This is a genomic window from Novosphingobium sp. IK01 (genome assembly GCF_033242265.1).
GTDB classification, from domain to species: domain Bacteria; phylum Pseudomonadota; class Alphaproteobacteria; order Sphingomonadales; family Sphingomonadaceae; genus Novosphingobium; species Novosphingobium pituita.
Window position 1 is genome coordinate 2,262,026 of the sequence record NZ_BTFW01000001.1, and the last position, 21,964, is coordinate 2,283,989.

Sequence of the window (21,964 nt, forward strand, 5' to 3'; positions counted from 1 at the left end):
CCGGGTGATGACCGTCACCCTGCCCACCTCCCCCGATCTTGCCGGGCCTCATGCGCCGTCCGAATGGCGCGAGATGCTGCGTCTGGCTGCCCCGCTGGTGGGGGCCAACCTGTTGCAGATGGCCGTCTTTGCGGTGGACGTGCTGTTCGTCGCGCGGCTTGGCCCGGCCTCGCTGGCTGCATCGAGCCTGGCCGTCTCGATCTTCGGCCTGCTGATCTGGAGCCTTTCGGGGCTGGTCGGCGCGGCTTCGCCCCTGATCGCCGCCGAACTGGGCCGCCGCAGCCATGCCGTGCGCGAGGTGCGCCGGACAGTCCGCATGGGGGGCTGGGCGGGCCTGCTGGCCGCCCTCGTCGCCACCGGCATTTGCCAGCTGGGCGGCCCGCTGCTGCGCGCGACCGGCCAGGACGAAGCCGTCATCGCGCAGGCCGCGCCCTTCCTCGCGGTGCTCTCGCTGGCCTGCGTGCCCGCCGTCATGGCCTCCCTGCTGCGCACGGTCGTTTCCACGCTCGGGCGCCCCGGCGTGGGCACGGCGATCACCGGCCTTGCCGTCGTGGTCAACGCGGTGGGTAACTGGGCCTTCATCTATGGCCATGGCGGCCTTCCGGCACTGGGGCTAATCGGTTCGGCATGGTCGAGCGTGGTCACCAGCAGCGCGATGCTGCTCGCCTATGCCCTCGTCCTGCGGTTCGACCGGCGGATGCACCGCTATCGGCTGCTGGGCCGCTGGTGGCGCCCGGAATGGGCGCGCTTTGCCGATGTCTGGCGGATCGGCCTGCCGATCTTTGCCACCATCGTGGCCGAGGCAGGCCTGTTCAACGGCGCCGCGCTGCTGATCGGGCGGATCGGCGAGACCCAGCTGGCCGCGCACACCGTCGCCATGCAGCTGGCCGGAATCACCTTTCAGGTGCCCTTCGGCCTGGGCCAAGCCGCCACGATCCGCGTCGGGCTGGCCTATGGCGCGCGCGACCATGCCGCCATCGCCCGCGCAGGCTGGACGGCGCTGGCGATGAGCGTGGGCTTCATGAGCACGACCGCCGCGCTGATGCTGGCCGCCCCGCGTCTGGTGCTCGGCCTCTATCTCGACGCTGGCGATCCGGCCAATCAGGCCGTGCTCGGCTATGCGCTGCAATTCGTGATGGTGGCGGCGGCCTTCCAGCTCTTCGACGGCGCGCAATCGACATGCGGCGCGGTCTTGCGCGGGCTTCAGGATACCCGCGTGCCGATGGCCATCGCGCTGTTCGGCTATTGGGTGCCCGGCCTGCTCACGGCGATCGGGCTGGGGCTGTTCACGCCGCTGGGCGGCCTTGGCGTCTGGTTCGGGCTGATGGCCGGACTGGTGGTGGTAGCCGGCCTGCTGCTCTGGCGCTGGCACCGGCGCGGCGCGCTCGGCCTGCTGCCGTAAAACCGCCTCCCGAACCTTCCGGCCCAAGCCTGCCTCATCCGACCTGAATTCGACACAAAGAATCTGCAAGGCCCGCTTGACGCTCCCCGTTGCGCCACCCATATGCGGGTCGCTGGCACTCTCCAGGCGAGAGTGCCAGCCCAGATTTTTGGACCAATCCTGATTGGAAGAGGGAACAACCCATGACTTTCCGTCCGCTGCACGACCGCGTGCTGGTGCGCCGCGTCGAAGCCGAGGAAAAGACTGCCGGCGGGATCATCATCCCCGACAGCGCCAAGGAAAAGCCCGCTGAAGGCGAAATCGTTGCCGTTGGCACCGGTTCGCGCGCCGAGAACGGCACGATCACCCCGCTCGACGTCAAGGTCGGCGATCGCGTGCTGTTCGGCAAGTGGTCGGGCACCGAAGTCAAGGTGTCGGGCGAAGACCTGCTGATCATGAAGGAATCGGACATCCTGGGCGTGATCGGCTGATCACCCGGATTTCCCGACCTCTCTAATACCCCATTTACAAGGAACATATCATGGCTGCCAAGGACGTACGCTTTTCGCGTGACGCGCGCGAACGCATCCTCAAGGGCGTGGACATCCTCGCCGATGCAGTGAAGGTGACCCTGGGCCCCAAGGGCCGCAACGTCGTCATCGACAAGAGCTTCGGCGCCCCCCGCATCACCAAGGACGGTGTTTCGGTCGCCAAGGAAATCGAACTCAAGGACAAGTTCGAGAACATGGGCGCCCAGATGCTGCGCGAAGTGGCATCGAAGGCCAACGACAAGGCCGGTGACGGCACCACCACCGCGACCGTGCTGGCCCAGGCCATCGTGCGCGAAGGCATGAAGTCGGTTGCCGCCGGCATCAACCCGATGGACCTCAAGCGCGGCATCGACATCGCGGTCGCCAAGGTCGTCGAAAACCTCAAGGCCCGTTCGACCCCGGTTGCCGGTTCGTCGGAAATCGCCCAGGTCGGCATCATCTCGGCCAACGGTGACGTGGAAGTCGGCGAAAAGATCGCCGAAGCCATGGAAAAGGTCGGCAAGGAAGGCGTGATCACCGTGGAAGAGGCCAAGGGCCTCGAATTCGAACTCGATGTCGTCGAAGGCATGCAGTTCGACCGCGGCTACCTGTCGCCCTACTTCATCACCAATCCCGAAAAGATGGTGGTCGAGCTCGAAAACCCCTACATCCTGATCCACGAAAAGAAGCTGTCGTCGCTCCAGTCGCTGCTTCCGATCCTGGAAGCCGTGGTGCAGTCGGGCCGTCCGCTCCTGATCATCGCCGAAGACATCGAAGGCGAAGCGCTGGCCACCCTCGTGGTCAACAAGCTGCGCGGTGGCCTCAAGATCGCCGCCGTCAAGGCGCCCGGCTTCGGTGACCGCCGCAAGGCCATGCTGGGCGACATCGCCACGCTGACCGCCGGCGAAATGATCTCCGAAGACCTCGGCATCAAGCTCGAAACCGTGACGCTCGGCATGCTCGGCCAGGCCAAGAAGGTCACGATCGACAAGGACAACACCACGATCGTCGACGGCGCCGGTTCGGCCGACGAAATCAAGGGTCGCGTCGAGCAGATCCGTGCGCAGATCGAAGTCACCACTTCGGACTACGACCGTGAAAAGCTTCAGGAACGTCTGGCCAAGCTGGCTGGCGGCGTTGCCGTGATCAAGGTTGGCGGTGCCACCGAAGTCGAAGTCAAGGAACGCAAGGACCGCGTTGACGACGCCCTCCACGCCACCCGCGCTGCGGTGGAAGAAGGCATCGTGACCGGCGGCGGCACGGCTCTGCTCTATGCCACCCGCGCTCTCGAAGGCCTCACCGGTGCCAACGAAGACCAGACCCGCGGCATCGACATCGTCCGCAAGGCGATCACCGCCCCGGTCAAGCAGATCGCTGAAAACGCCGGCAACGACGGCGCCGTCGTGGCGGGCAAGCTGCTCGACCAGACCGACGAAGGCATCGGCTTCAACGCCGCCACCGACGTCTACGAAAACCTCAAGGCTGCTGGCGTGATCGACCCCACCAAGGTCGTGCGCACTGCCCTTCAGGACGCGGCTTCGGTCGCCGGCCTGCTGATCACCACCGAAGCGGCGATCAGCGAAAAGCCCGACGACAAGCCCGCTCCCGCCGGCATGCCCGGTGGCATGGGCGGCATGGGCGGCATGGACTTCTAAGTCCGGCCAACCCGTCGAACACGAAAAGGGGCCGTCCGGGAAACCGGGCGGCCTTTTTTCATGGCCGTTGCAGGCGCTCCAGCAGAAAGAGCCGGTCCCCCGCCTCCTCTCCCTGCACGCCATAGCGGACAAACCCCAGCCGCTGCGCCAGAGCCAGCGACGGCAGGTTCCCCTCGTCGATCATGCAGGCCACGCGCGGAAGCCCGTGCGTCGCATCGAACCAGCCGAGCGCCGCGCGCATCGCCTCCCCGGCAAGCCCCTGCCCCCAGCTGCTCTGCGCAAAGATCCACCCGGCCTCGGGCACGTCGTCGAGCCCCTGCCCGAACCCGCGCCACGAATGGAACACCCCGGCAATCCCGACAAACGCATCATCGTCGCGCCGCCGACAGGCAAACAGCCCATAGCCGTAGAGCGCCCACGAGCCTGCCGCACGCAGCAGCCGGTTGAACTCCTCGGCCGGACTGGTCACCCGCCCGCCCAGATGCCGGCGCACCGCCTCGGGCGCGAGCAGGGCGATCCATTCTTCATGGTCGCGGGCATGAGGGTGCCAGAGGGTGAGCCGCTCGGTGCGCAAGACAGGGTCCATGGCGCCAGCTTCGTCAGGGCCCGGCCATCATGCAAGAGGGCATCGCAGGTCGTTTTTACGGGCCCCGGCATCTCTTTCGTGCCCATTCGCCCTATCCGGTACCATCCGGCACGATTCGATAACTTGCCATTCAGCCGATCGCACCTACCTTGGGAGTCTGAAAGGACAGCGTGACGCCCATGAATGACGACCAGCCGCAGGGTAACAATCCCTGGATCAAGAGCCTTCTGGTGTGGGGGGGCATCTTCCTTGCGCTCCTGCTGGTGGTCTCGATGTTTGGCGCGCGCAGCGATGTCGCGGGCACGCAGATCCCCTATTCCGACTTCCGCGCCCGCGTGACCGAAGGGGCCGTGCGCAACGTCCAGATCGGCCCGGACAAGATCACCGGCACGCTCAAGAACGACCAGACGTTCTCGACCCTCCCGGTCGAGGGCGACAAGGACCTGCTGCCCAAGCTCCTTCAGGACAACAACGTCCAGTATTCGGGCAAGGCGCAGGAAGAGCCCAACATGCTGCTCTGGATGCTCGCCCAGTCGCTGCCGTTCGTGCTGATCCTGGGCGTGGCCTTCTTCGCGCTGCGCCAGGTCCAGAAGGGCGGCGGTTCGGGGGCGATGGGTTTTGGCAAGTCCAAGGCCAAGCTGCTGACCGAGCGTTCGGGCCGCGTGACGTTTGACGACGTGGCGGGCATCGACGAGGCGCGCGAGGAACTTCAGGAAATCGTCGAGTTCCTGCGCGATCCGGGCCGCTTCTCCAAGCTGGGCGGCCAGATTCCCAAGGGCGCGCTGCTGGTCGGCTCGCCCGGCACCGGCAAGACCCTGCTCGCCCGCGCCATCGCGGGCGAGGCGGGCGTGCCCTTCTTCACCATCTCGGGCTCCGACTTCGTCGAAATGTTCGTGGGCGTGGGCGCCAGCCGCGTGCGCGACATGTTCGAGCAGGCCAAGAAGAACGCGCCGTGCATCGTCTTCATCGACGAAATCGACGCCGTGGGCCGCCATCGCGGCCATGGCCTGGGCAACTCGAACGACGAACGCGAACAGACGCTCAACCAGCTTCTGGTCGAAATGGACGGTTTCGAGGCCAACGAAGGCATCATCATCATCGCGGCCACCAACCGGCCCGACGTGCTCGATCCCGCGCTGCTGCGCCCCGGCCGCTTCGACCGTCAGGTCGTCGTCCCCGTGCCCGACATCGAGGGCCGCGAGAAGATCCTCGCCGTCCACATGAAGAAGGTTCCGCTCGCACCCGACGTCAACCCGCGCGTGATCGCGCGCGGCACCCCCGGCTTCTCGGGCGCCGACCTCGCCAACCTCGTCAACGAGGCCGCCCTGCTGGCCGCGCGCCGCAACAAGCGCCTTGTCGCCATGCGCGAGTTCGAGGACGCCAAGGACAAGGTGATGATGGGCGCCGAGCGCCGCTCGATGGTCATGACCGAAGAAGAAAAGAAGATGACCGCCTACCACGAGGCCGGTCACGCCATCGTCTCGGTCTTCGAGCCCGCTTCGGACCCGATCCACAAGGCCACGATCATCCCGCGCGGCCGCGCGCTGGGCATGGTCATGCGCCTGCCCGAGCGCGACAGCTATTCCTACCACCGCGACAAGATGCACGCCAACCTCTCGGTCTCGATGGGGGGCCGCGTCGCCGAAGAGATCATCTTCGGCCACGACAAGGTCTCCTCGGGCGCCTCGGGCGACATCCAGTACGCGACGGGCCTTGCCCGCTCGATGGTCACCAAGTGGGGCATGTCGGACAAGCTGGGGCCGCTTCAGTACGAGGACCAGCAGGAAGGCTACCTCGGCATGAGCGGGTCGCAGCGCCTGATGGCCTCGGAAGAGACCAACAAGCTGATCGACAGCGAAATCCGCGCCCTCGTCGATCAGGGCTATGCCCGTGCCAGCGAAATCCTGAACAGCAATGTCGACAAGCTCCACCTGCTCGCCCAGGCCATGCTCGAATACGAGACGCTGACCGGCGAGGACATCAAGACCCTGATGGAGGGCGGCCAGATCGACCGCCCCGAAGCCGCCAATGGCCCGCTGCGCCCGTTCGCCACGCCCGGCGCCGCCGTGCCCAAGGCTGGCCGCCGGTTCTCCACCGGGAGCGGCGGTCTTCAACCGCAGGGCGCCTGAAGGAAGAACAAGGGATATCGCAGGGGGCAGAGCCCCCTGCACCCCATGAGCTTTGGATGGGGCAGTGCCTTTGGCTAGGCCGCACATGGCAACCGGCTCCAGTTCCCGGGGGTCCGGGGGCGATGGCCCCCGGGATACTATCTTGCTTTTCTGTCCTTGCCCTCAGCGCGGACGGCGCAGAATGATGTAGACCGCGCCCGCCCCGCCATGGCGCGGCTGAGCCGGGCGCACTGCGGCGATGCGGTCGGCATAAGGGCTGGCAGCCAGCCAATCGAGCAGCTTGGCGCGAATGGCGCCGCGTCGTTCGCCGCGCAGGTCGTGATCAGCCGTGGGGCGCGGCTTGCCCGTCACCAGCAGGATCACCCGCGCGCCGATGGCCAGAGCCTGCGACAGGCTGGCCAGCAGGCGGCCATGGGCCGTATCCAGATTCATCCCGTGCAGATCGATCGTGGCATCAGGCGCGATGGCGCCGCGCGCCAGCTTGCGATCCCAACTCGCGTCCAGCCCCTGCCCTGCGGCCTGAAGCGGGCGCGGCGCCGCCGCAGGGGGCGGCGCGAGCGGGCGCTGCGGGGGCACGCGGCCCCTGATCTTGCGGGGAGGCGGCGGAGGCGGCTCGGCAACCATGGCGCTCGCCGGGGGCGCAGCCGGACGGCGCACGGGCGGATGCAGCGGCGTAACGGTTTCGGCCACCTTGCGCCAGAGCGCCAGCTCTTCGGGACTGAGGCCGCGCGGCGGGCGCCTCATGTGATCTTGCCCATTTGCCGGGGCCTTAGCGACCGAGGCGGGCGAGCGTGCCCTTGGGCAGCAACACCAGCGCCTGACCGTGGGCGCTCATCCCGCCCGCGATGCGGCGTGCATCGGCGCCCGCGCCCCAGAAGCTGTCGAAGCGATTGGGGCCCTTGATCGCGCCGCCGGTGTCCTGTGCCACCCACAGCCCGCCGACATTGGCGCGGTCGGTCTGGAGCCAGACCGGTGCGCCCAGCGGCACGAACGAGGGATCGGCGGCCACGCTGGTCTGCGCCATGACCGGAACGCCCATCGCCCCCACGGCGGAAGGCTGGGGATTCTCGCGGAAGAACACATAGCTGCGGTTCTGCCGCATCAGCGCGTCGCCCTGCGCCGGGGTGTCGTGGATGTAGCGCAGGATGCCCTGCATCGAGCCCGGATACTGCCCCGGCCCGGTGCCGATCAGCCCTTGCCGGGCCATCACGCTGCCAATGCCGGTATAGTCCCAGCCGTTGACCGCCCCATAGCCGAGGCGGATCACGCTGCCATCGGGCGCGCGCAAGCGGCCCGAGCCCTGAACCTGAAGGAAGAACAGTTCGGCAGGATCGGCCGCCCAGGCGATTTCGAGGCCCTGCCCGGCCAGCGCGCCATCCTCGATCTGGCCCCGGTCGTAATAGGGCGTGAAATGGCCGGTGCTGTCGTAACGGCCCAGCGGCTGGCGTCCGTCGGCCATCGGCGGGGCATCGCCGGGACGGGCCCGCACGAGATCGGCGGGCACGCCATAGACCGGCACGTCGAAGCCGGGCTGGCGGGTGCGCACGCCGGCGATCTCGGGCTCGAAATAGCCGGTGACGAAGGTGCTGCCATCGGCGACGCGGGCAGTCTCGAAATAGCCGTCGAAGAAGGTCGCGGCCTGATCGCGCGGCCAGCCGCGCGCGGCGGCGCAGGCTAGCGCCCAGTCCTGCGGACGGGTCAGCCCGCTGTCGTCATTGCGACGGGTAAGGCCGGGGCACGAGAGGATGAAGGCATTGAGCGCGCTGCCCGCATTGCCGGGCGCGAGCGCCAGCGCCGAAGGTGCCGGCCCCCGCACCAGCCCCGCGCTCAAGGCATTGGCAGGCCGCACAGGATGCAGCCCGTGCACGCCGCCACTTTCGGGAATGATCGAACCGCAGGCAGCCAGCGCCAGCGCGGGCAGGAGCCCCGCCAGAGCGCGCAAACCGGGCAATCGCACGAAAGCGGTGCCCGGTTCGGTTTTGCCGGAAAATGAAACAGGGGGCGGGGAAACGGTCAGGACCACGGGATCTTTGCCTCGACCGGTTTCAGGCGCCAGCCACGGCGGCCCGCGTCAACGCATCAGCCTTCATCGGTTTCGTCGAGCAGCCAATCGGGATCGGTCGAGGTGAGATCGCGCGAGAACGTCCACAAGTCGCGGCTCTCGATCGCGTCGTGGAGCGAACCGCCCACGACCTGTCCCTGTGCGTTGCGGGTGACCGTGGCGATGTCCGAGCGGAAGCGCACGGTGACGCGGGCGGTCGAGCCAGCCAGTTCAGCGCCGACGATGCGGGCTTCCTCGACACGGATCAGGCGGGCGTCGAGCGTTTCACCGGCAGCCTCGCGCGCGTCGAGCGCGGCGGCGAAGCCTTCGAACACCGCGCGGTCGCACAGTTGTTCGAGTTCCTGACGGTTGCCCTTCCAGAAGGCTTCGAGGACCATGCCATAGGCGCTGCGGGCACCAGCCATGAACAGGCCCACGTCGAAGCGGCGGTCGGCAGCGACGATCGCGCGGATACCGGCTTCGGCGGCGGGTTCGAAATCGCGGGTTTCGGGCATGGGCGGTGCCAGACGGTTGGCCGGGGCCGGGACCACTTCGGGAAGGCGCGGGGCGAGCGGACGCGCGCCTCCCTGAGCCCCACCCTGCATGTCGGGCTGCTCGATGCGGCGACGCACCGGTTCCTCGTTCTGCTCGGGCCGACGGCCCAGCACCGAATAGAGCCGGAGCCCCAGGAAGGCCGCGATCATGGCCAGGATGACGATCTCAACAATCACACGCACATGTCCCGCATAGGCACCCATTGGCCCGAATGGCTGACCCGAAGGCTGTCCGAAAAGGACGGACCGCCGGGCCGGATGCCGGTTTATCGTGCCTCAAGTAGGTACGAATTACAAATGAACAACGCGTGGACGAGCCGATGACATCATTCCGGGGCACTTTTCGCCGCCCCCGTCCCCACGGGTTCCTTTTCCCTCAATTCCGGCTCCTTCAATCCCGGCAGGGCGGGCCGGTTCCCGCAAGGGGGCCCTGCGCTCTGCGGCCGCCTGCTCCCATCACGCACATTGCCGCCGTGCGCACGGGATGCTACGCGCGGCCCCACGTTTTTCTTGCCGACCCATTCAGATCGAAAGCTTGCGACCATGGCCGACGAAGGCAACATCATCAGCAACATCTCCCTCGAAGGCGAAGGCGTGCCTGCCAATGGCGAAGACACCGCGCCCGCGATCGGCCTGATCTCGCAGTATGTGAAGGATCTTTCGGTCGAAAATCCCAATGCGCCCGAAAGCTACCAGTGGGCCGAAGCGCCCGACGTCCATGTCGATTTCAACATTGCCGCGCGCAATCTGGGCCCCGACATCCACGAGATCGAACTCAAGATCAACGTGACCTCGAAGGGTGCGCAGGGCACCGCCTTCATCGTCGAGCTGGTCTATGGCGCGCTGATCGGCATGCGCAACGTGACCGAGGACCAGGCCCATCCGTTCCTGTTCGCCGAAGGTCCGCGCCTGATCTTCCCGTTCGCCCGCCGCATCGTGTCCGATGCCGTGCGCGACGCGGGCTACCCGCCGCTGCTGCTCGATCCCATCGACTTCAACGGCCTCTATCTGGCCCAGCTCGCCCAGGCGCAGGCCACCGCGACCGCCGAACCGGCCGGTCACGCTTAAGAAGCCCACGCCTGAGAATCTGATTCGCCGAACCGATTCGCCGGTCGCTTGAAGGAATTTCCATGAACCTCCTGAAGGCGACCGGCACCATCGGTGGCCTGACCCTGGCCAGCCGCGTGCTCGGCCTCGTGCGCGACAGCCTGTTTGCCCGCTATGTCGGCGCGGGCTTTGCCTCGGACGCGTTCCTGATCGCGTTCCGCCTGCCCAACATGTTTCGCGCGCTGTTTGCCGAAGGGGCGTTTGCCTCGGCCTTCATCCCGATGTTCAACCAGAAGGTCGGCGATCCCGATGGCCGGGGCCTGCCCGATGGCCTGCGCTTTGCCGAAGAGGCGCTGGCGGTGCTGCTGCCCACGCTGATCGTGCTGACCATCGTGCTCGAAGTGCTGGCCTGGCCGGTCACGCTGCTGCTGTCGGGCGGGTTCAACGGGATTTCGCCCGAACAGTTTGCCTTCGCTGTCACGCTTTCGCGCTTCACGATCCCCTACCTGATGTTGATCAGCCTCGTCTCGCTGTTTGGCGGGCTGCTCAATTCGCTGCACAAGTTCTGGGTCAATGCGGCCGCGCCGATCCTGCTCAACCTGACGCTGATCGTCGCGGTGGTGGGCTTCCACAGCGCCGACCCGCTGGTGACCGCGCGCAACCAGGCCATCGCGGTCTCGGTCTCGGGCGCGCTGCAACTGGTCTGGCTGGCCTGGGCCTGCCGCCAGAACGGGGTGAGCCTGAAACTGCGCGCGCCGCGCCTCAACCCCGATGTCAGGAAGCTGATGGCGCTGATCTGGCCTGCGGCAGCGGGCGCGGGGGCGGCGCAGATCAACCTCGTCATCTCGACCGCGCTGGCCGCCACGCTGCTCAGCCACGGCTCGGTTACCTACATCTACATGGCCGACCGCCTCAACCAGTTGCCGCTCGGCCTGATCGGCATCGGCCTTGGCACGGTCCTGCTGCCCACGATCTCGCGCCAGTTGGGCTCCGGACAGGTCGAGGCCGCGCAGGAAACCCAGAACCGGGGCATGGAACTGGCCCTGCTGCTCACCCTGCCCGCCACGGTGGCGCTGGTGCTCTGTGGCGAGCCGATTGCCGCTGCCCTCTTCGGCTATGGCCGCTTTTCGGCGACCGACACCCATTTCACCGCACAGGCGCTGGCCGCCTTTTCGATCGGCCTGCCCAGCTACATTCTGGTCAAGGTGCTCACCCCCGGTTTCTATGCCCGGCAGGACACCAAGACCCCGGTCCGCTATGCGACGATCTCGATGGTGGTCAATCTGGTCGGCAACCTCGTGCTGATCGTGCCCCTGCAACACATGGGGCCGCCGCTCGCCACCGCCATCGCCTCGACCGTCAATGTCGCGATGCTCTATCGCACCTTGCGCCTGCGCGGCCATTTCACCCCTGACGCGCGCCTGCGCCACCGCGCGCCGCGCCTTGCGCTGGCGGCCCTGGCCATGGGCGCGGTGCTCTGGGCCGGGCAAGGGCTGCTGATGCCCTATGTCCATGGCGGCTGGGCCCTGCGCATCGGCGCGCTGGCCGTACTGGTCAGCGCTGGCGTGGTCGTCTATGGCATCGCCACCCTCGTCATGGGGGCCTTCACCCGCGCGGACATCGCGCTGCTCACCCGCCGCCGCCCGGCGGCCCCAACCCCCAACCCGTCCAACAACACGTAAGGCTCATCGTTCATGCGTATCGTTTCCGGCATTCAGCCCACCGGCAATCTTCACCTCGGCAATTACCTGGGTGCGATCCGCAACTGGGTGGGGATGCAGGACGAATGGACCGCCAAGGGGGCAACCTGCCTCTACTTCCTGGCCGATCTCCACGCCATCTCGATGCCGCACGAGCCCGCCAGCCTCGCCGCCAACACGCGCGAGATGGTCGCCGCGCTGGTTTCCTGCGGGATCGACCCGGATCGCTCGATCCTGTTCAACCAGGCGCAAGTGCCCGCCCATGCCGAACTTCAGTGGCTGCTGAACGGCACGGCGCGGATGGGCTGGCTCAACCGCATGACCCAGTGGAAGGACAAGGCAGGCAAGAACCGCGAGGGGGCCTCGGTCGCGCTGTTCACCTACCCGGTGCTTCAGGCTGCCGACGTGCTGCTCTATCAGGCCACCCACGTCCCCGTGGGCGAAGACCAGAAGCAGCACCTCGAACTGGCCCGCGACGTGGCGCAGAAGTTCAACAACGACTTCGCCAGCGAGGACGCCCCGGTCTTCACCCTGCCCGATCCGATCATCCCGCCCCAGGCCGCGCGGATCATGTCGCTGCGCGATGGCAGCGCCAAGATGAGCAAGTCCGACCCTTCGGACATGAGCCGGATCAATCTGGTCGACGATGCCGACACGATCATGGCCAAGATCAAGAAGGCCAAGACCGACCCAGAGCCGCTGCCCGAAACCGCCGAAGGCCTCGAAGGCCGCCCCGAGGCGCGCAATCTGGTCGGCATCTATGCCACGATGGCCGGGACCGACGTGGCGAGCGTGCTGACCCAGTTTGGCGGCCAGGGCTTCGGCCAGTTCAAGCCCGCGCTGGGCGACCTGCTGGTCGAGAAGCTCGCGCCGATGGCCGCGCGCTATCGCGAACTGCGCGAGGACCAGGGCGCGCTGGACGCGATCCTGCGCAAGGGCGCGGAAAAGGCGCGCGCACTGGCCACCCCGACGCTCGACGCGGCCTATCAGGCGCTCGGCCTGGTACGCTGACCGGCTGGCTGGCCAACTGGCCGGCTGGCCCGCAACACTCCCGAATTCGGAAGGGCGCCCCTTGCCGGGGGCGCCCTTTTTCGTTCGAATCCACATTTTTGCGGATCTTTTCGGGCGTGTGTGAATATCATTCAAACTCCGTTCAGCCCCTCGCGAGCTTCCTTTCACCGTGCTAACACACGCGTGGCGCCGCGGCTGGGGACACGCAGCGCGCATGAGGAGGCTTTCGTAATGACCAAGATGCTTCGGGCCGGGCGCCTTGCCCTGCTGGCTGCTCCCCTGCTTCTGGCGCTTTCGGGTTGCGCCACGAATTTCAACGCCAAGGTCTCGCGCTTCCAGCGCGAACTGCCCGCTCCTGCCGGACAGACCTTTGCCGTTGTCGCCCAGGATCCGCGCGATGCCGGTGGGCTCGAATTTGCCCAGTACGCCAGCCTTGTCGCCGCGCAGATGGCCAAGGTCGGCTATGTTCAGGGCGATCCGCAGACCGCCGACCTCATCGTCAAGTTCGAATATGGCGTCGACCGCGGCCACGAACACATGCGCACGACCGGCGCCTACGACCCGTTTTGGGGCCCGTGGTATGGTGGTGGCTGGGGCGGCGGCTGGGGTCGCGGTTGGGGCGGTGGCTGGGGCGGCTGGGGCCGCGGCTGGGGCTATGGCTGGTACGATCCGTTCTGGGGCGGTGGCTATGGCAGCGTCGACGTGGTGACCGTCTACACCAGCGGCATCAACGTCCAGATCGACCGCCGCAGCGACGGCAAGCGCGTGTTCGAAGGCAAGGCCGAGGCCGCCTCGACCTCGAACCGGCTGCCCTACCTCGTGCCCAATCTGGTCGAGGCCATGTTCACCGACTTCCCCGGCCACAACGGCGAAACGGTGCGCATTTCGGTGGCCCCCGAAAAGAAGGCCCCGCCCGAACCCAAGATGGTGAACAAGACCGGGAACTGAGCGCACGCCAGTTCCGACATGAAAAAGACCCCGGACCGGCCAGGTTCGGGGTCTTTTTCTTGGGCACTTTCATGGGCACCGGGCCGCCTGCGCAAGATTTCAGTCCTGCGGAAAGGCGATCTCGACCAGCAGCCCCTCGGGCGCGAAACGGCGGGTGATCGTGCCGCCCAACTGGCGCTCCGAACTGCGGATCAGGGCCGAGCCAAAGCCCTCGCGCGCGGGCTGGCCGCCTTCGGGCAGGTCCAGCGGCTGGGCCGCGCGTTCCTGCCAGACAAGACGGACGCAGCGCCCCCCGTCCTCCACCACGCTCCAGCGCACGGTGAGCAGCCCGTCCGGCCCCGCCCAGGCGCCATACTTGACCGCATTGGTCACCAGTTCATGGAGCACCAGCCCCAGCGGCACGGCATGGCGCCCCGGAACCACCAGCGAGCCGCCTTCCAGCTCGCACCGCTCGCTCTGCGAACGATAGGGCGCGAGGGTCTTGTCGACGAGATCGGCAATGTCGACTTCCTCGTCCCCGTCGCCGCCCGGCCCTCCCTGCGTCACGTCGTGCGCGGTCACCAGCGCGTGGATGCGCCGCGAAATCCGCTCGACCGCCGGGGCCGCCGCGGCATCACCCCGTGCCGACATCTTCACGATCGCCAGAATCACCGCGAACAGGTTCTTGACCCGGTGGTTGAGTTCGCGCGCGAGCAGGTCGGCGCGGTCGCGCGCCTGCGCGATCAGCGCCGCATTGGCCGCCGCCGCTTCGGCATGGGCCGCGCGGATCACCTGCCAGAGCCCGAGGATCAGCGCGATCACGATGATCACGAACAGCAGCCCGAGCGAGGGCATGACCCGCGCTTCCGCGCTCGCCGCACTCTGGCTGGCCGCATCGAGCCGCGCCCGCTCGGTCCGCTCGAAACGCCCGACCGCCTGTCGCAGCGCTTCCATCGCCAGCTGCCCTTCGTCGGACAGCGTGCGCACGCGCGCCTCGACCAGTTCGCCCCGCCGCACGAGTTCGACCGTCCCGGCCATCTCGGCCCACTTGGCATCGCCCAGCCGCTCGATCTCGTCGACCTGCGCGGCCTGCCGGGCATCGCTTGCGCCCGCCAACCGCTGCCGCAGGGCGTGCATCTCGGCCTTGTAGGCGGCATGGCCATCGCGATACGGGGCCAGATAGCGGGGGTCATAGGTGATGTAATAGCCGCGCTGGCCGGTCTCACCATTGAGCGTGGCGGCCACGATCCCGTCGAGCGCGGCCAGCACCGCGCTGGTGCGCGTGGCCTGCTCGCGCTGGACGCGCTCGGCATCGACAGTGGTGAAGATCAGCGCAAACGTGCCCAGCAGCGCAAGCGCCAGAACCGCAAAGAGCGCCATTGTGAGCCAACCGGGCGCCGCGCGCCATATGCGCCCTACTTTGCGCTCCGTTGTGCGCCCTGCCGGAACTGTGTCGTGGGCAACCATGGTGCGTGACTAGACAATTGCGGCCCCATCGGCAAGAACACGCGCCTTGACGAATGCGCCACCCGCAGGCCCCGCCCGCGCAGGCCCCTCCACGCAGGCCCCTCCACGCAGACTTGCGCGCAAAAGCTTGACGAACCCGCCCGTCTCGCCTATCGGCCACGCCCTGATTTGGGCTCGGCGTCGCTTGCGGCGGCGCGCCATCGTTCCGATTCGCCAGACAAGAAGAAGAGCTGAACCATGAAGCGCACTTTCCAGCCCAGCCGCCTCGTGCGTGCCCGCCGTCACGGCTTCCGCGCCCGCACCGCCACCGTCGGTGGTCGCAAGGTGCTGCGCGCCCGCCGCGCCCGCGGCCGCAAGAACCTCTCGGCCTGATCGTTTATCTGGCCGGACGTCATGTCGGATGAGGCCGGGGCCCTTGCGGCCCCCCAGCCCGCTCGGCGCAGCGCCCGGCTGATCACGATCGCCAGGCGTGCGGATTTTCTCGCCGCCAACCGCGGAATCCGGGTCGCAAGGCCCGGATTCGTGCTTTTGGTGAACCCCTTGGCGCGCGCCGATGGCTCGCAGCGATTCGGGGTGACGGTCACCAAGAAAATCGGCAATGCCGTGGTGCGCAACCGCATGAAGCGGCGCTTTCGCGCGCTGCTGCGCGAAATGCTGCCCACACAGGGCATCGCCGGGGCCGACCATGTGCTGATCGGCCGTGAAAACGGCGTCGAGCGCGACTTTTCGCTGCTCCGTGGCGAACTGGCCCAGGCTCTCGCCCGCGCCGCCGCGGGCAAGGGCGATCCGCCCCGCAAGCCGAACGGGAAACGCCCGCCCAAGCGCGCGCCGCACCCCAAGGGCGGGCGATAACCGCGCATTATGAAGCGCCTGCTCATCCTCGTCGCCCGGTTCTGGCAGCTCGGTCCTTCGCGGATGATGCCGCCATCCTGCCGCTTTGCCCCCTCGTGTTCGCAATACGCAATCGAGGCTCTCGAAAAGCACGGTGCGATTAAGGGTAGCTGGTTGGCGGCCTTGCGGCTATTGCGCTGCCATCCTTGGGGCGGCAGCGGCTACGATCCGGTGCCATAGGCCGGTTTCCGGCCAGCCCTTTCCCAGACATTCCTGAAAACGATACGCGAGGCACAGTGGAGAAACAGCGCAACCTGATCCTGGCGGTGGCCCTGATGGGCTTGCTGCTGATCGGCTGGGATTACGGCATCGCCTATTTCTATCCGCACCCCAAGAACGCGCCGGTCGCTGCCGCGAGCGCACCGGCGGCCGTCCCGGCCAGCAGCGGCCCGCCCGCCAAGCCGACCCGCGAGGGCGGCCTTGTCGCGCCCGATGACATTGCGCTCGAACAGCGCGATCTGGCGCAGGCGCTGGGCGCGGGCAACCGCGTGGCGATCGACGCGCCGGGCCTCAAGGGCTCGATCAATCTGGTCGGCGGCGTGGTCGACGACCTGACGCTGGCCCGTCACCGCGAAACCATCGCCAAGAACAGCGCGCCCGTGCGCCTGTTCTCGCCCGCAGGCACCCCGGCGCAGCACTTTGCGCAAGTGGGCTGGCTCGGCCAGAACGGCGTCGTTGCCCCCAACGGGCAGACCCTGTTCACCGCCGATGGCACGAAGCTGACGCCCGCCACCCCGGTCACCCTCAAGTGGACCAACCCTTCGGGCCAGACGTTCGCCCTGCGCTACGCGATCGACGACAACTACATGCTGACCGTGACGCAGAGCGTGAGCAACGCCGCGCCCGGCGCTGTCTCGGTCGCCCCGTTCGCGCGCATCAACCGCACCGACAAGACGATGAGCCAGGACACCTGGCAGGTCCACTCGGGCCCCATCGGCGCCTTCGACGGTTCGGTGAACTTCTCGAACAACTACACCGATGTCGCCAAGACCGGCACGATCAGCCCGGCTGGCCAGGCCAACTGGCTGGGCTTTACCGATATCTACTGGCTCTCCGCGCTGATCCCGGCTGATGGCTCCAAGCCCACGTCCGATTTCCGCTCGCTGGGCAACAACCTCTTTGCCGCCGACCTGATCTGGCCCGCCACCGCCGTGGCCCCCGGCCAGACGCAGAGCCAGACCGTGCGCCTGTTCGCCGGTGCCAAGGAAAACAACGTCCTTGAAGCCTACGAACAGCAGGGCGTGACGCACCTGTCGCTCTCGATCGACTGGGGCTGGTTCCGCTGGTTCGAAAAGCCGATCTTCTGGCTGCTCGATTCGCTGTTCAAGGCGGTCAAGAACTTCGGCCTGGCAATCATCCTGCTGACCCTGCTGGTGCGCGGCATCATGTTCCCGGTCGCCCAGCGCCAGTTCGCCTCGATGGCGGCCATGCGCGCGCTCCAGCCCAAGATGAAGGCCATCCAGGAGCGCCACAAGGACGACAAGGCGCTCCAGCAGCAGGAGATCATGAAGCTCTACAAGGAAGAGCGCGTGAACCCGCTGGCCGGGTGCCTGCCGATCTTCCTCCAGATCCCGGTGTTCTTCGCGCTCTACAAGGTGCTGGTGCTCACCATCGAGATGCGTCACCAGCCCTTCGTGCTGTGGATCAGGGACTTGTCCGCGCCCGATCCGCTCCACGTGCTCAACCTGTTCGGCCTGCTGCCCTTCACGCCCCCCAGCTTCCTGGGCATCGGTGTGCTGGCGATCATCCTGGGCGTGACGATGTGGGCCCAGTTCAAGCTGCAACCCAGCGCGATGGACCCGGCACAGCAGCAGGTCATGGGCCTGATGCCGTGGATGATGATGTTCGTCATGGCGCCGTTCGCCTCGGGCCTGCTGATCTACTGGATCACCTCGAACCTGCTGACGATCGCGCAGCAGCGCTATCTCTACAGCCGCCACCCGCAGCTCAAGGCGCAGGCGACGAAGGACCAGCCGACCCCCGCCGCGCGCACCACCATCACCGCAAAGCCGAAGAAGAAGTGAGCATTACCGGACCCGACGCCGAAGGCCTGCGCCTGATGGCCCTTGAAGAGCGCGCCCGCGCGCTTTTCTCGGGCCGGGTGGAGTTCCTCAAATCGGCCCCCGCGCTCAAGTTCCTGCCCGAGCCGGACTTTCCCGAGATCGCCTTTTGCGGGCGTTCCAACGTGGGTAAGTCCTCGCTGCTCAACGCGCTGACCGGGCGCAAGTCGCTCGCGCGCACCTCGGTCACGCCGGGCCGCACGCAGGAACTCAACTATTTCGAAGTGGGTGATCCCACCCTGTTCCGTCTGGTCGACATGCCCGGCTATGGCTTTGCCAAGGCCCCGCCCAAGGTCGTCGAACAGTGGCGCCGCCTCGTGCGCGACTATCTGCGCGGACGCGTCGTGCTCAAGCGCACGCTGCTGCTGGTCGACAGCCGCCACGGCATCAAGACGGTCGATGCCGAGATGATGCAGATGCTCGACGAGGCCGCCGTGGGCTATCGCGTCGTGCTGACCAAGGCCGACAAGATCAAGGCGAGCGAGCTGGCAGACGTGATCGCCGCCACCCAGGCGACCGCCCGCAAGCACATCGCCGCCCACCCCGAAGTGAGCGTGACCTCCTCGGAAAAGGGCATGGGCATCGCCGCCCTGCGCGGCGCCGTCCTCGACGACGCGGCGGTCTGAAACAGATCTGAAGGACCATTGGCGGCGCTGATGCCGCCAATGCGCCCCCAACTCTCGACAGCCAGCCGCCCAGCCTCTAGGCGAAAGGGCTCGCGCCCCACAGGCGCCTTCGAGAGGCCCCCATGAAGCTGGTCATCGGCAACAAGAACTATTCCAGCTGGTCGCTGCGCGGATGGCTGGCCGCCCGGCAGTCGGGCCTCGCGTTCGAGGAAATCTGCGTCCCCCTCTATGGCGACGACTGGGATCTGGCCAAGCGCAGCGATGCCCAGCTCGCCCCTTCGTCGGGCAAAGTGCCGATCCTGTGGGACGGCGAGGCCGTCGTCTGGGACAGCCTCGCGATCATCGAATATCTGGCCGACAAAGTGGGCCGCGACCGGTTCTGGCCCAAGGACGATGCCGCCCGCGCGATGGCCCGTTCGATGGTCGCCGAAATGCATTCGGGCTATTTCGCCCTGCGCGAGCAGATGCCGATGAACATCCGCCGCCGCGTGACCACCGCCACGATCAGCGAGCCCGTCCGCGCCGACATCGTGCGCATTCTCCAGCTCTGGGCCGAGGCGCGCGCCCGCTTCGGCCAGGGCGGCCCGTTCCTGTTCGGCACGTTCAGCGCCGCCGACATCATCTACGCCCCCGTCGTCTCGCGCTTCATCACGTATGGGGTGGGCGCGCCCGGCTTTGCCGTCGCCTATATGCAGGCCCTGTGGGAACACCCGTGGATGCAGGCCTGGATCGCCGCGGCCGAGGACGAGGAATGGACCATCGAACAGTTCGAGGAAGCACGACCCGAATGACCGCCATCCCGATGCGCAGCGATCCCGTCATCCTGACCGAACGTCTGATCGACTGCCCGAGCGTGACCCCGGCCACCGGCTCGGTCTTCGACACGCTGGCCGCCATGGTCGAGCCGCTGGGCTTTGCCGTCCACCGCTTCATCGAGGGCGAGGCCCCCGATGGCCCGGTCGAGAACCTGCTGGCGATCCGACAGGGCCCGGCAGGCAGCCGCCACTTCGCCTTTGCCGGCCACCTCGATGTGGTGCCGCCGGGGCAAGGCTGGACGAGCGCGCCGTTCAGCGCCGAACGCCGTGGCGAGCTGCTCTACGGGCGCGGCGCGGTCGACATGAAGGGGGCCATTGCCGCCTTCGTGGCAGCCCTTGCCGAGATTCCGCAGGACGCCGGCACGATCAGCCTCGTCATCACCGGCGACGAGGAAGGCCCCGCGCGCTTTGGCACCGTGGCCCTGATCGAGCGGATGCGCGCGATGGGTGCCCTTCCCGATCTGTGCCTGGTCGGCGAGCCCACCTCGGTCCACCGTCTGGGTGACATGATGAAGATCGGCCGTCGCGGCTCGGTCAACATCTGGCTCACCGTCGATGGCGCGCAGGGCCATGTCGCCTACCCGCATCTGGCCGACAACCCGATTCCCCGCCTCGTGGCCATGCTCGGCGAACTCGATGCGCTCGTGCTCGATGAAGGGAGCGACTGGTTCCAGGCCTCGAACCTCGAAATCACCGATATCGAGGTCGGCAACCCGGCGACCAACGTGATCCCCGCGCAGGCCCGCGCGCGCCTGTCGATCCGCTTCAACGACCTCCACACCGGCCAGAGCCTGACCGACACGGTCAGCGCCATTGCCGCGCGCCACGGCGGCACGGCCCGCGCGGTGATCTCGGGCGAAAGCTTCATCACCCTGCCCGGCGCCTTCTCCACCCTGATCGCGCAGGCCGTCGAGGCCGAAACCGGGGTCAGCCCCGAACTGTCGACCACCGGCGGCACTTCGGACGCGCGCTTCCTGCGCGCATTGTGCCCGGTCGTCGAATTCGGCCTGTGCAACGCCACGATGCACAAGAAGGACGAGGCCGTCGCCATCGACGACCTCCACACCCTCGCCCGCATCTACCGCCGCATCGCGCTCTCCGCGCTCTCCGCGCCCGAACTGGCCTGAACGCGGGCGCAAGCCTGTCTCGTCCCTGACAGGCCCGCTCAGGCGCCGTTCAGGCAGGGGACGCCATAGAGGAGTGGTCTCGCGGACGGGAAAACCCCATGGTCACGCCCCCTCCTCTCCGCGAGACCTCTTACGCCGGGTGCCCGGCTGTTCGAGAAGGTTCTTTTTTGGTGTCGGCTGGATCCCCCCCTCCCCCAGCACGATCCCCCTGCCTTCTCCGTCAGCCGGGCACCGGTTTTCCCACCGGACACGACAGCAGCACCGCTTTAGGGCCAAAACCGCCGCACACGGGGTTTCCGCCCCGGCCCATCCATGGCAAGGCATAGGCCCATGCGCCGCCTTGCCCTTGCTTTGCTCGTCTTGGCCGTGGTGCCGGTTTTCTATTGCCGCCAGCCGTTTCCGCCGCCCTCGCACGACCGGCGCGTCACCTATCACGATCTCCTGCCCGGCCTGATCCGCGACGGCTTCGATACCCGTCTGGGGGCGCTCGATCTGGTCGGGGCCTGGCAATTGACCAGCCCGGCCGAGGAAATCGGGAATTTTTCAGGGCTGGCGCAATGGGGCACCACCAAAGGCCCCGGACGCATGGGCCGCGATCTGGTGGCGGTAAGCGACCGCAACGCGGTGATGGTGTTCTCGCGCCCCGACCAGCCGGGCTCGGCGGCGGCCCCTTGGCATACATGGCTTCACGAATCGATTCACCCGGCCACCCCGGCCCTGATCAGCATGATCGACACCGACAGCGAATCGATTTCGGTCGAGCCGGGCAGCGGCGCCATGCTGATCGGCTATGAGGGCGCCCCGCGCTTCCACCTGTTCAGCGCCGACATGCGCCACGACCGGCCCATTGCCGCGCCCGTGCTCAAGGAATGGCCCGAGAACAAGGGGCCCGAGTCGCTCCGCCATCTGGCCGACGGGCGCACCGTGGCCATCGGCGAGGTCTATTCCGGGTGGTTCTCGCGTCGTCGCCACCCCGGCTTCATCTGGCCCGGCCTGCCCCGCGACAACGAGGCCCCCGCCCGCTTCGAACTGGTCATGCCCGAAGGCTATCGCCCGGTCGAACTGGCACAGATGCCCGACGGGCGCCTGCTGATCCTGGGGCGCAAGTTCACGCTCGACGGATTCCGCACGGTGGTGACGATGGTGGACGATCCGAGGGCGATTCGCAGCGGCGCCAGCGTGGTGGCCCGGCCCATTGCCTGGCTCACCGATTCGCGCCTGCGCGACAATTACGAGGGCATGGTCGCCACGGCCGAACCCGACGGGGGCACGGCGGTCTGGCTGATTTCCGACAACAACCAGATGGCCTGGCTGCAACGCACGCTGCTGCTCAAGCTGCGATTCGAACGCTGAAAGGCGGCTTCGACGCGGAAAGCAGACACGCGAAAAGGGCCGGAGAATGAACTCCGGCCCCTTC

The 21,964-nt window shown here is 67.4% G+C and carries 21 protein-coding genes; 16 read left to right on the top strand and 5 right to left on the bottom strand.

Annotated features, from left to right (window positions below; translation table 11 throughout):
- The first annotated feature begins 7 nt into the window (after positions 1–7).
- The 3 genes from SBI20_RS10435 (at position 8) to groL (ending at position 3,566) form a co-directional block, all read left to right on the top strand.
- Positions 8–1,402 carry an MATE family efflux transporter gene (locus tag SBI20_RS10435; RefSeq protein ID WP_411911515.1) on the top strand — a complete coding sequence of 465 codons (1,395 nt, stop codon included), beginning with the start codon at positions 8–10 and terminating at the stop codon, positions 1,400–1,402.
- Positions 1,403–1,584: 182 nt separating this feature from the next.
- The gene (gene groES / locus SBI20_RS10440) at positions 1,585–1,872 is read left to right on the top strand and encodes a co-chaperone GroES (protein ID WP_022676485.1); all 288 of its coding nucleotides are present in this window, start codon (positions 1,585–1,587) and stop codon (positions 1,870–1,872) included.
- A 50-nt stretch (positions 1,873–1,922) separates the two neighbouring features.
- Positions 1,923–3,566, top strand: coding sequence for a chaperonin GroEL (gene groL / locus SBI20_RS10445; protein WP_317974977.1), 1,644 nt, complete (start codon positions 1,923–1,925; stop codon positions 3,564–3,566).
- A 58-nt stretch (positions 3,567–3,624) separates the two neighbouring features.
- Here groL and SBI20_RS10450 read toward each other — a convergent pair whose 3' ends face one another.
- Positions 3,625–4,152 carry a GNAT family N-acetyltransferase gene (locus tag SBI20_RS10450; protein WP_317974978.1) on the bottom strand — a complete coding sequence of 176 codons (528 nt, stop codon included), beginning with the start codon at positions 4,150–4,152 and terminating at the stop codon, positions 3,625–3,627.
- 179 nt (positions 4,153–4,331) lie between these two features.
- On the opposite strand from SBI20_RS10450, the gene ftsH reads away from it, so the two are divergent.
- Positions 4,332–6,281, top strand: coding sequence for an ATP-dependent zinc metalloprotease FtsH (gene ftsH, locus SBI20_RS10455; RefSeq protein ID WP_317974979.1), 1,950 nt, complete (start codon positions 4,332–4,334; stop codon positions 6,279–6,281).
- A gap of 162 nt (positions 6,282–6,443) precedes the next feature.
- Here the strand turns inward: ftsH and SBI20_RS10460 are convergent, their stop codons facing one another.
- The 3 genes from SBI20_RS10460 to SBI20_RS10470 form a co-directional block, all read right to left on the bottom strand.
- Positions 6,444–7,025: a Smr/MutS family protein gene (locus tag SBI20_RS10460; protein ID WP_317974980.1), complete on the bottom strand. Its 582-nt coding sequence runs from the start codon at positions 7,023–7,025 to the stop codon at positions 6,444–6,446.
- A gap of 25 nt (positions 7,026–7,050) precedes the next feature.
- Entirely contained in the window at positions 7,051–8,238 is a 1,188-nt protein-coding gene (mltA, locus tag SBI20_RS10465) for a murein transglycosylase A (RefSeq protein ID WP_411911516.1), read from the bottom strand.
- A 122-nt stretch (positions 8,239–8,360) separates the two neighbouring features.
- Positions 8,361–9,053, bottom strand: coding sequence for a Tim44/TimA family putative adaptor protein (locus SBI20_RS10470; protein WP_317974981.1), 693 nt, complete (start codon positions 9,051–9,053; stop codon positions 8,361–8,363).
- Positions 9,054–9,419: 366 nt separating this feature from the next.
- Between SBI20_RS10470 and secB the strand changes: the two genes are divergently transcribed.
- The 4 genes from secB to SBI20_RS10490 all read left to right on the top strand — a co-directional run bounded on the left by secB (position 9,420) and on the right by SBI20_RS10490 (position 13,582).
- A complete protein-coding gene (gene secB / locus SBI20_RS10475; protein WP_317974982.1) occupies positions 9,420–9,944 on the top strand; it encodes a protein-export chaperone SecB in 525 nt (174 codons plus the stop codon).
- Positions 9,945–10,006: 62 nt separating this feature from the next.
- Positions 10,007–11,605 carry a murein biosynthesis integral membrane protein MurJ gene (murJ, locus tag SBI20_RS10480; RefSeq protein ID WP_317974983.1) on the top strand — a complete coding sequence of 533 codons (1,599 nt, stop codon included), beginning with the start codon at positions 10,007–10,009 and terminating at the stop codon, positions 11,603–11,605.
- Positions 11,606–11,617: 12 nt separating this feature from the next.
- A complete protein-coding gene (gene trpS, locus SBI20_RS10485; protein WP_317974984.1) occupies positions 11,618–12,634 on the top strand; it encodes a tryptophan--tRNA ligase in 1,017 nt (338 codons plus the stop codon).
- A 231-nt stretch (positions 12,635–12,865) separates the two neighbouring features.
- Entirely contained in the window at positions 12,866–13,582 is a 717-nt protein-coding gene (locus SBI20_RS10490; protein ID WP_317974985.1) for a DUF4136 domain-containing protein, read from the top strand.
- Between the two features lie 99 nt (positions 13,583–13,681).
- Here SBI20_RS10490 and SBI20_RS10495 read toward each other — a convergent pair whose 3' ends face one another.
- The gene (locus tag SBI20_RS10495; RefSeq protein ID WP_317974986.1) at positions 13,682–14,941 is read right to left on the bottom strand and encodes a CHASE3 domain-containing protein; all 1,260 of its coding nucleotides are present in this window, start codon (positions 14,939–14,941) and stop codon (positions 13,682–13,684) included.
- A 324-nt stretch (positions 14,942–15,265) separates the two neighbouring features.
- Here SBI20_RS10495 and rpmH point away from each other — a divergent pair, with 324 nt between their 5' ends.
- The 8 genes from rpmH to SBI20_RS10535 all read left to right on the top strand — a co-directional run bounded on the left by rpmH (position 15,266) and on the right by SBI20_RS10535 (position 21,900).
- Positions 15,266–15,400 carry a 50S ribosomal protein L34 gene (rpmH, locus tag SBI20_RS10500; RefSeq protein WP_018075531.1) on the top strand — a complete coding sequence of 45 codons (135 nt, stop codon included), beginning with the start codon at positions 15,266–15,268 and terminating at the stop codon, positions 15,398–15,400.
- Positions 15,401–15,487: 87 nt separating this feature from the next.
- A complete protein-coding gene (gene rnpA / locus SBI20_RS10505) occupies positions 15,488–15,880 on the top strand; it encodes a ribonuclease P protein component (RefSeq protein ID WP_317976104.1) in 393 nt (130 codons plus the stop codon).
- Between the two features lie 6 nt (positions 15,881–15,886).
- The gene (yidD, locus tag SBI20_RS10510; protein ID WP_317976105.1) at positions 15,887–16,099 is read left to right on the top strand and encodes a membrane protein insertion efficiency factor YidD; all 213 of its coding nucleotides are present in this window, start codon (positions 15,887–15,889) and stop codon (positions 16,097–16,099) included.
- Between the two features lie 56 nt (positions 16,100–16,155).
- Complete coding sequence (gene yidC, locus SBI20_RS10515) at positions 16,156–17,943, top strand: membrane protein insertase YidC (RefSeq protein WP_317974987.1); 1,788 nt, start codon at positions 16,156–16,158, stop codon at positions 17,941–17,943.
- A gap of 35 nt (positions 17,944–17,978) precedes the next feature.
- The gene (gene yihA, locus SBI20_RS10520) at positions 17,979–18,605 is read left to right on the top strand and encodes a ribosome biogenesis GTP-binding protein YihA/YsxC (RefSeq protein ID WP_317976106.1); all 627 of its coding nucleotides are present in this window, start codon (positions 17,979–17,981) and stop codon (positions 18,603–18,605) included.
- A gap of 122 nt (positions 18,606–18,727) precedes the next feature.
- On the top strand, positions 18,728–19,396 hold the full coding sequence (locus tag SBI20_RS10525; RefSeq protein ID WP_317974988.1) for a glutathione S-transferase family protein: 669 nt from the start codon (positions 18,728–18,730) through the stop codon (positions 19,394–19,396).
- Entirely contained in the window at positions 19,393–20,547 is a 1,155-nt protein-coding gene (gene dapE, locus SBI20_RS10530; RefSeq protein ID WP_317974989.1) for a succinyl-diaminopimelate desuccinylase, read from the top strand. The genes SBI20_RS10525 and dapE overlap by 4 nt, the downstream gene beginning before the upstream one ends.
- Positions 20,548–20,877: 330 nt before the next feature.
- Positions 20,878–21,900: an esterase-like activity of phytase family protein gene (locus SBI20_RS10535; protein WP_317974990.1), complete on the top strand. Its 1,023-nt coding sequence runs from the start codon at positions 20,878–20,880 to the stop codon at positions 21,898–21,900.
- The last annotated feature ends 64 nt before the right edge of the window (positions 21,901–21,964 follow it).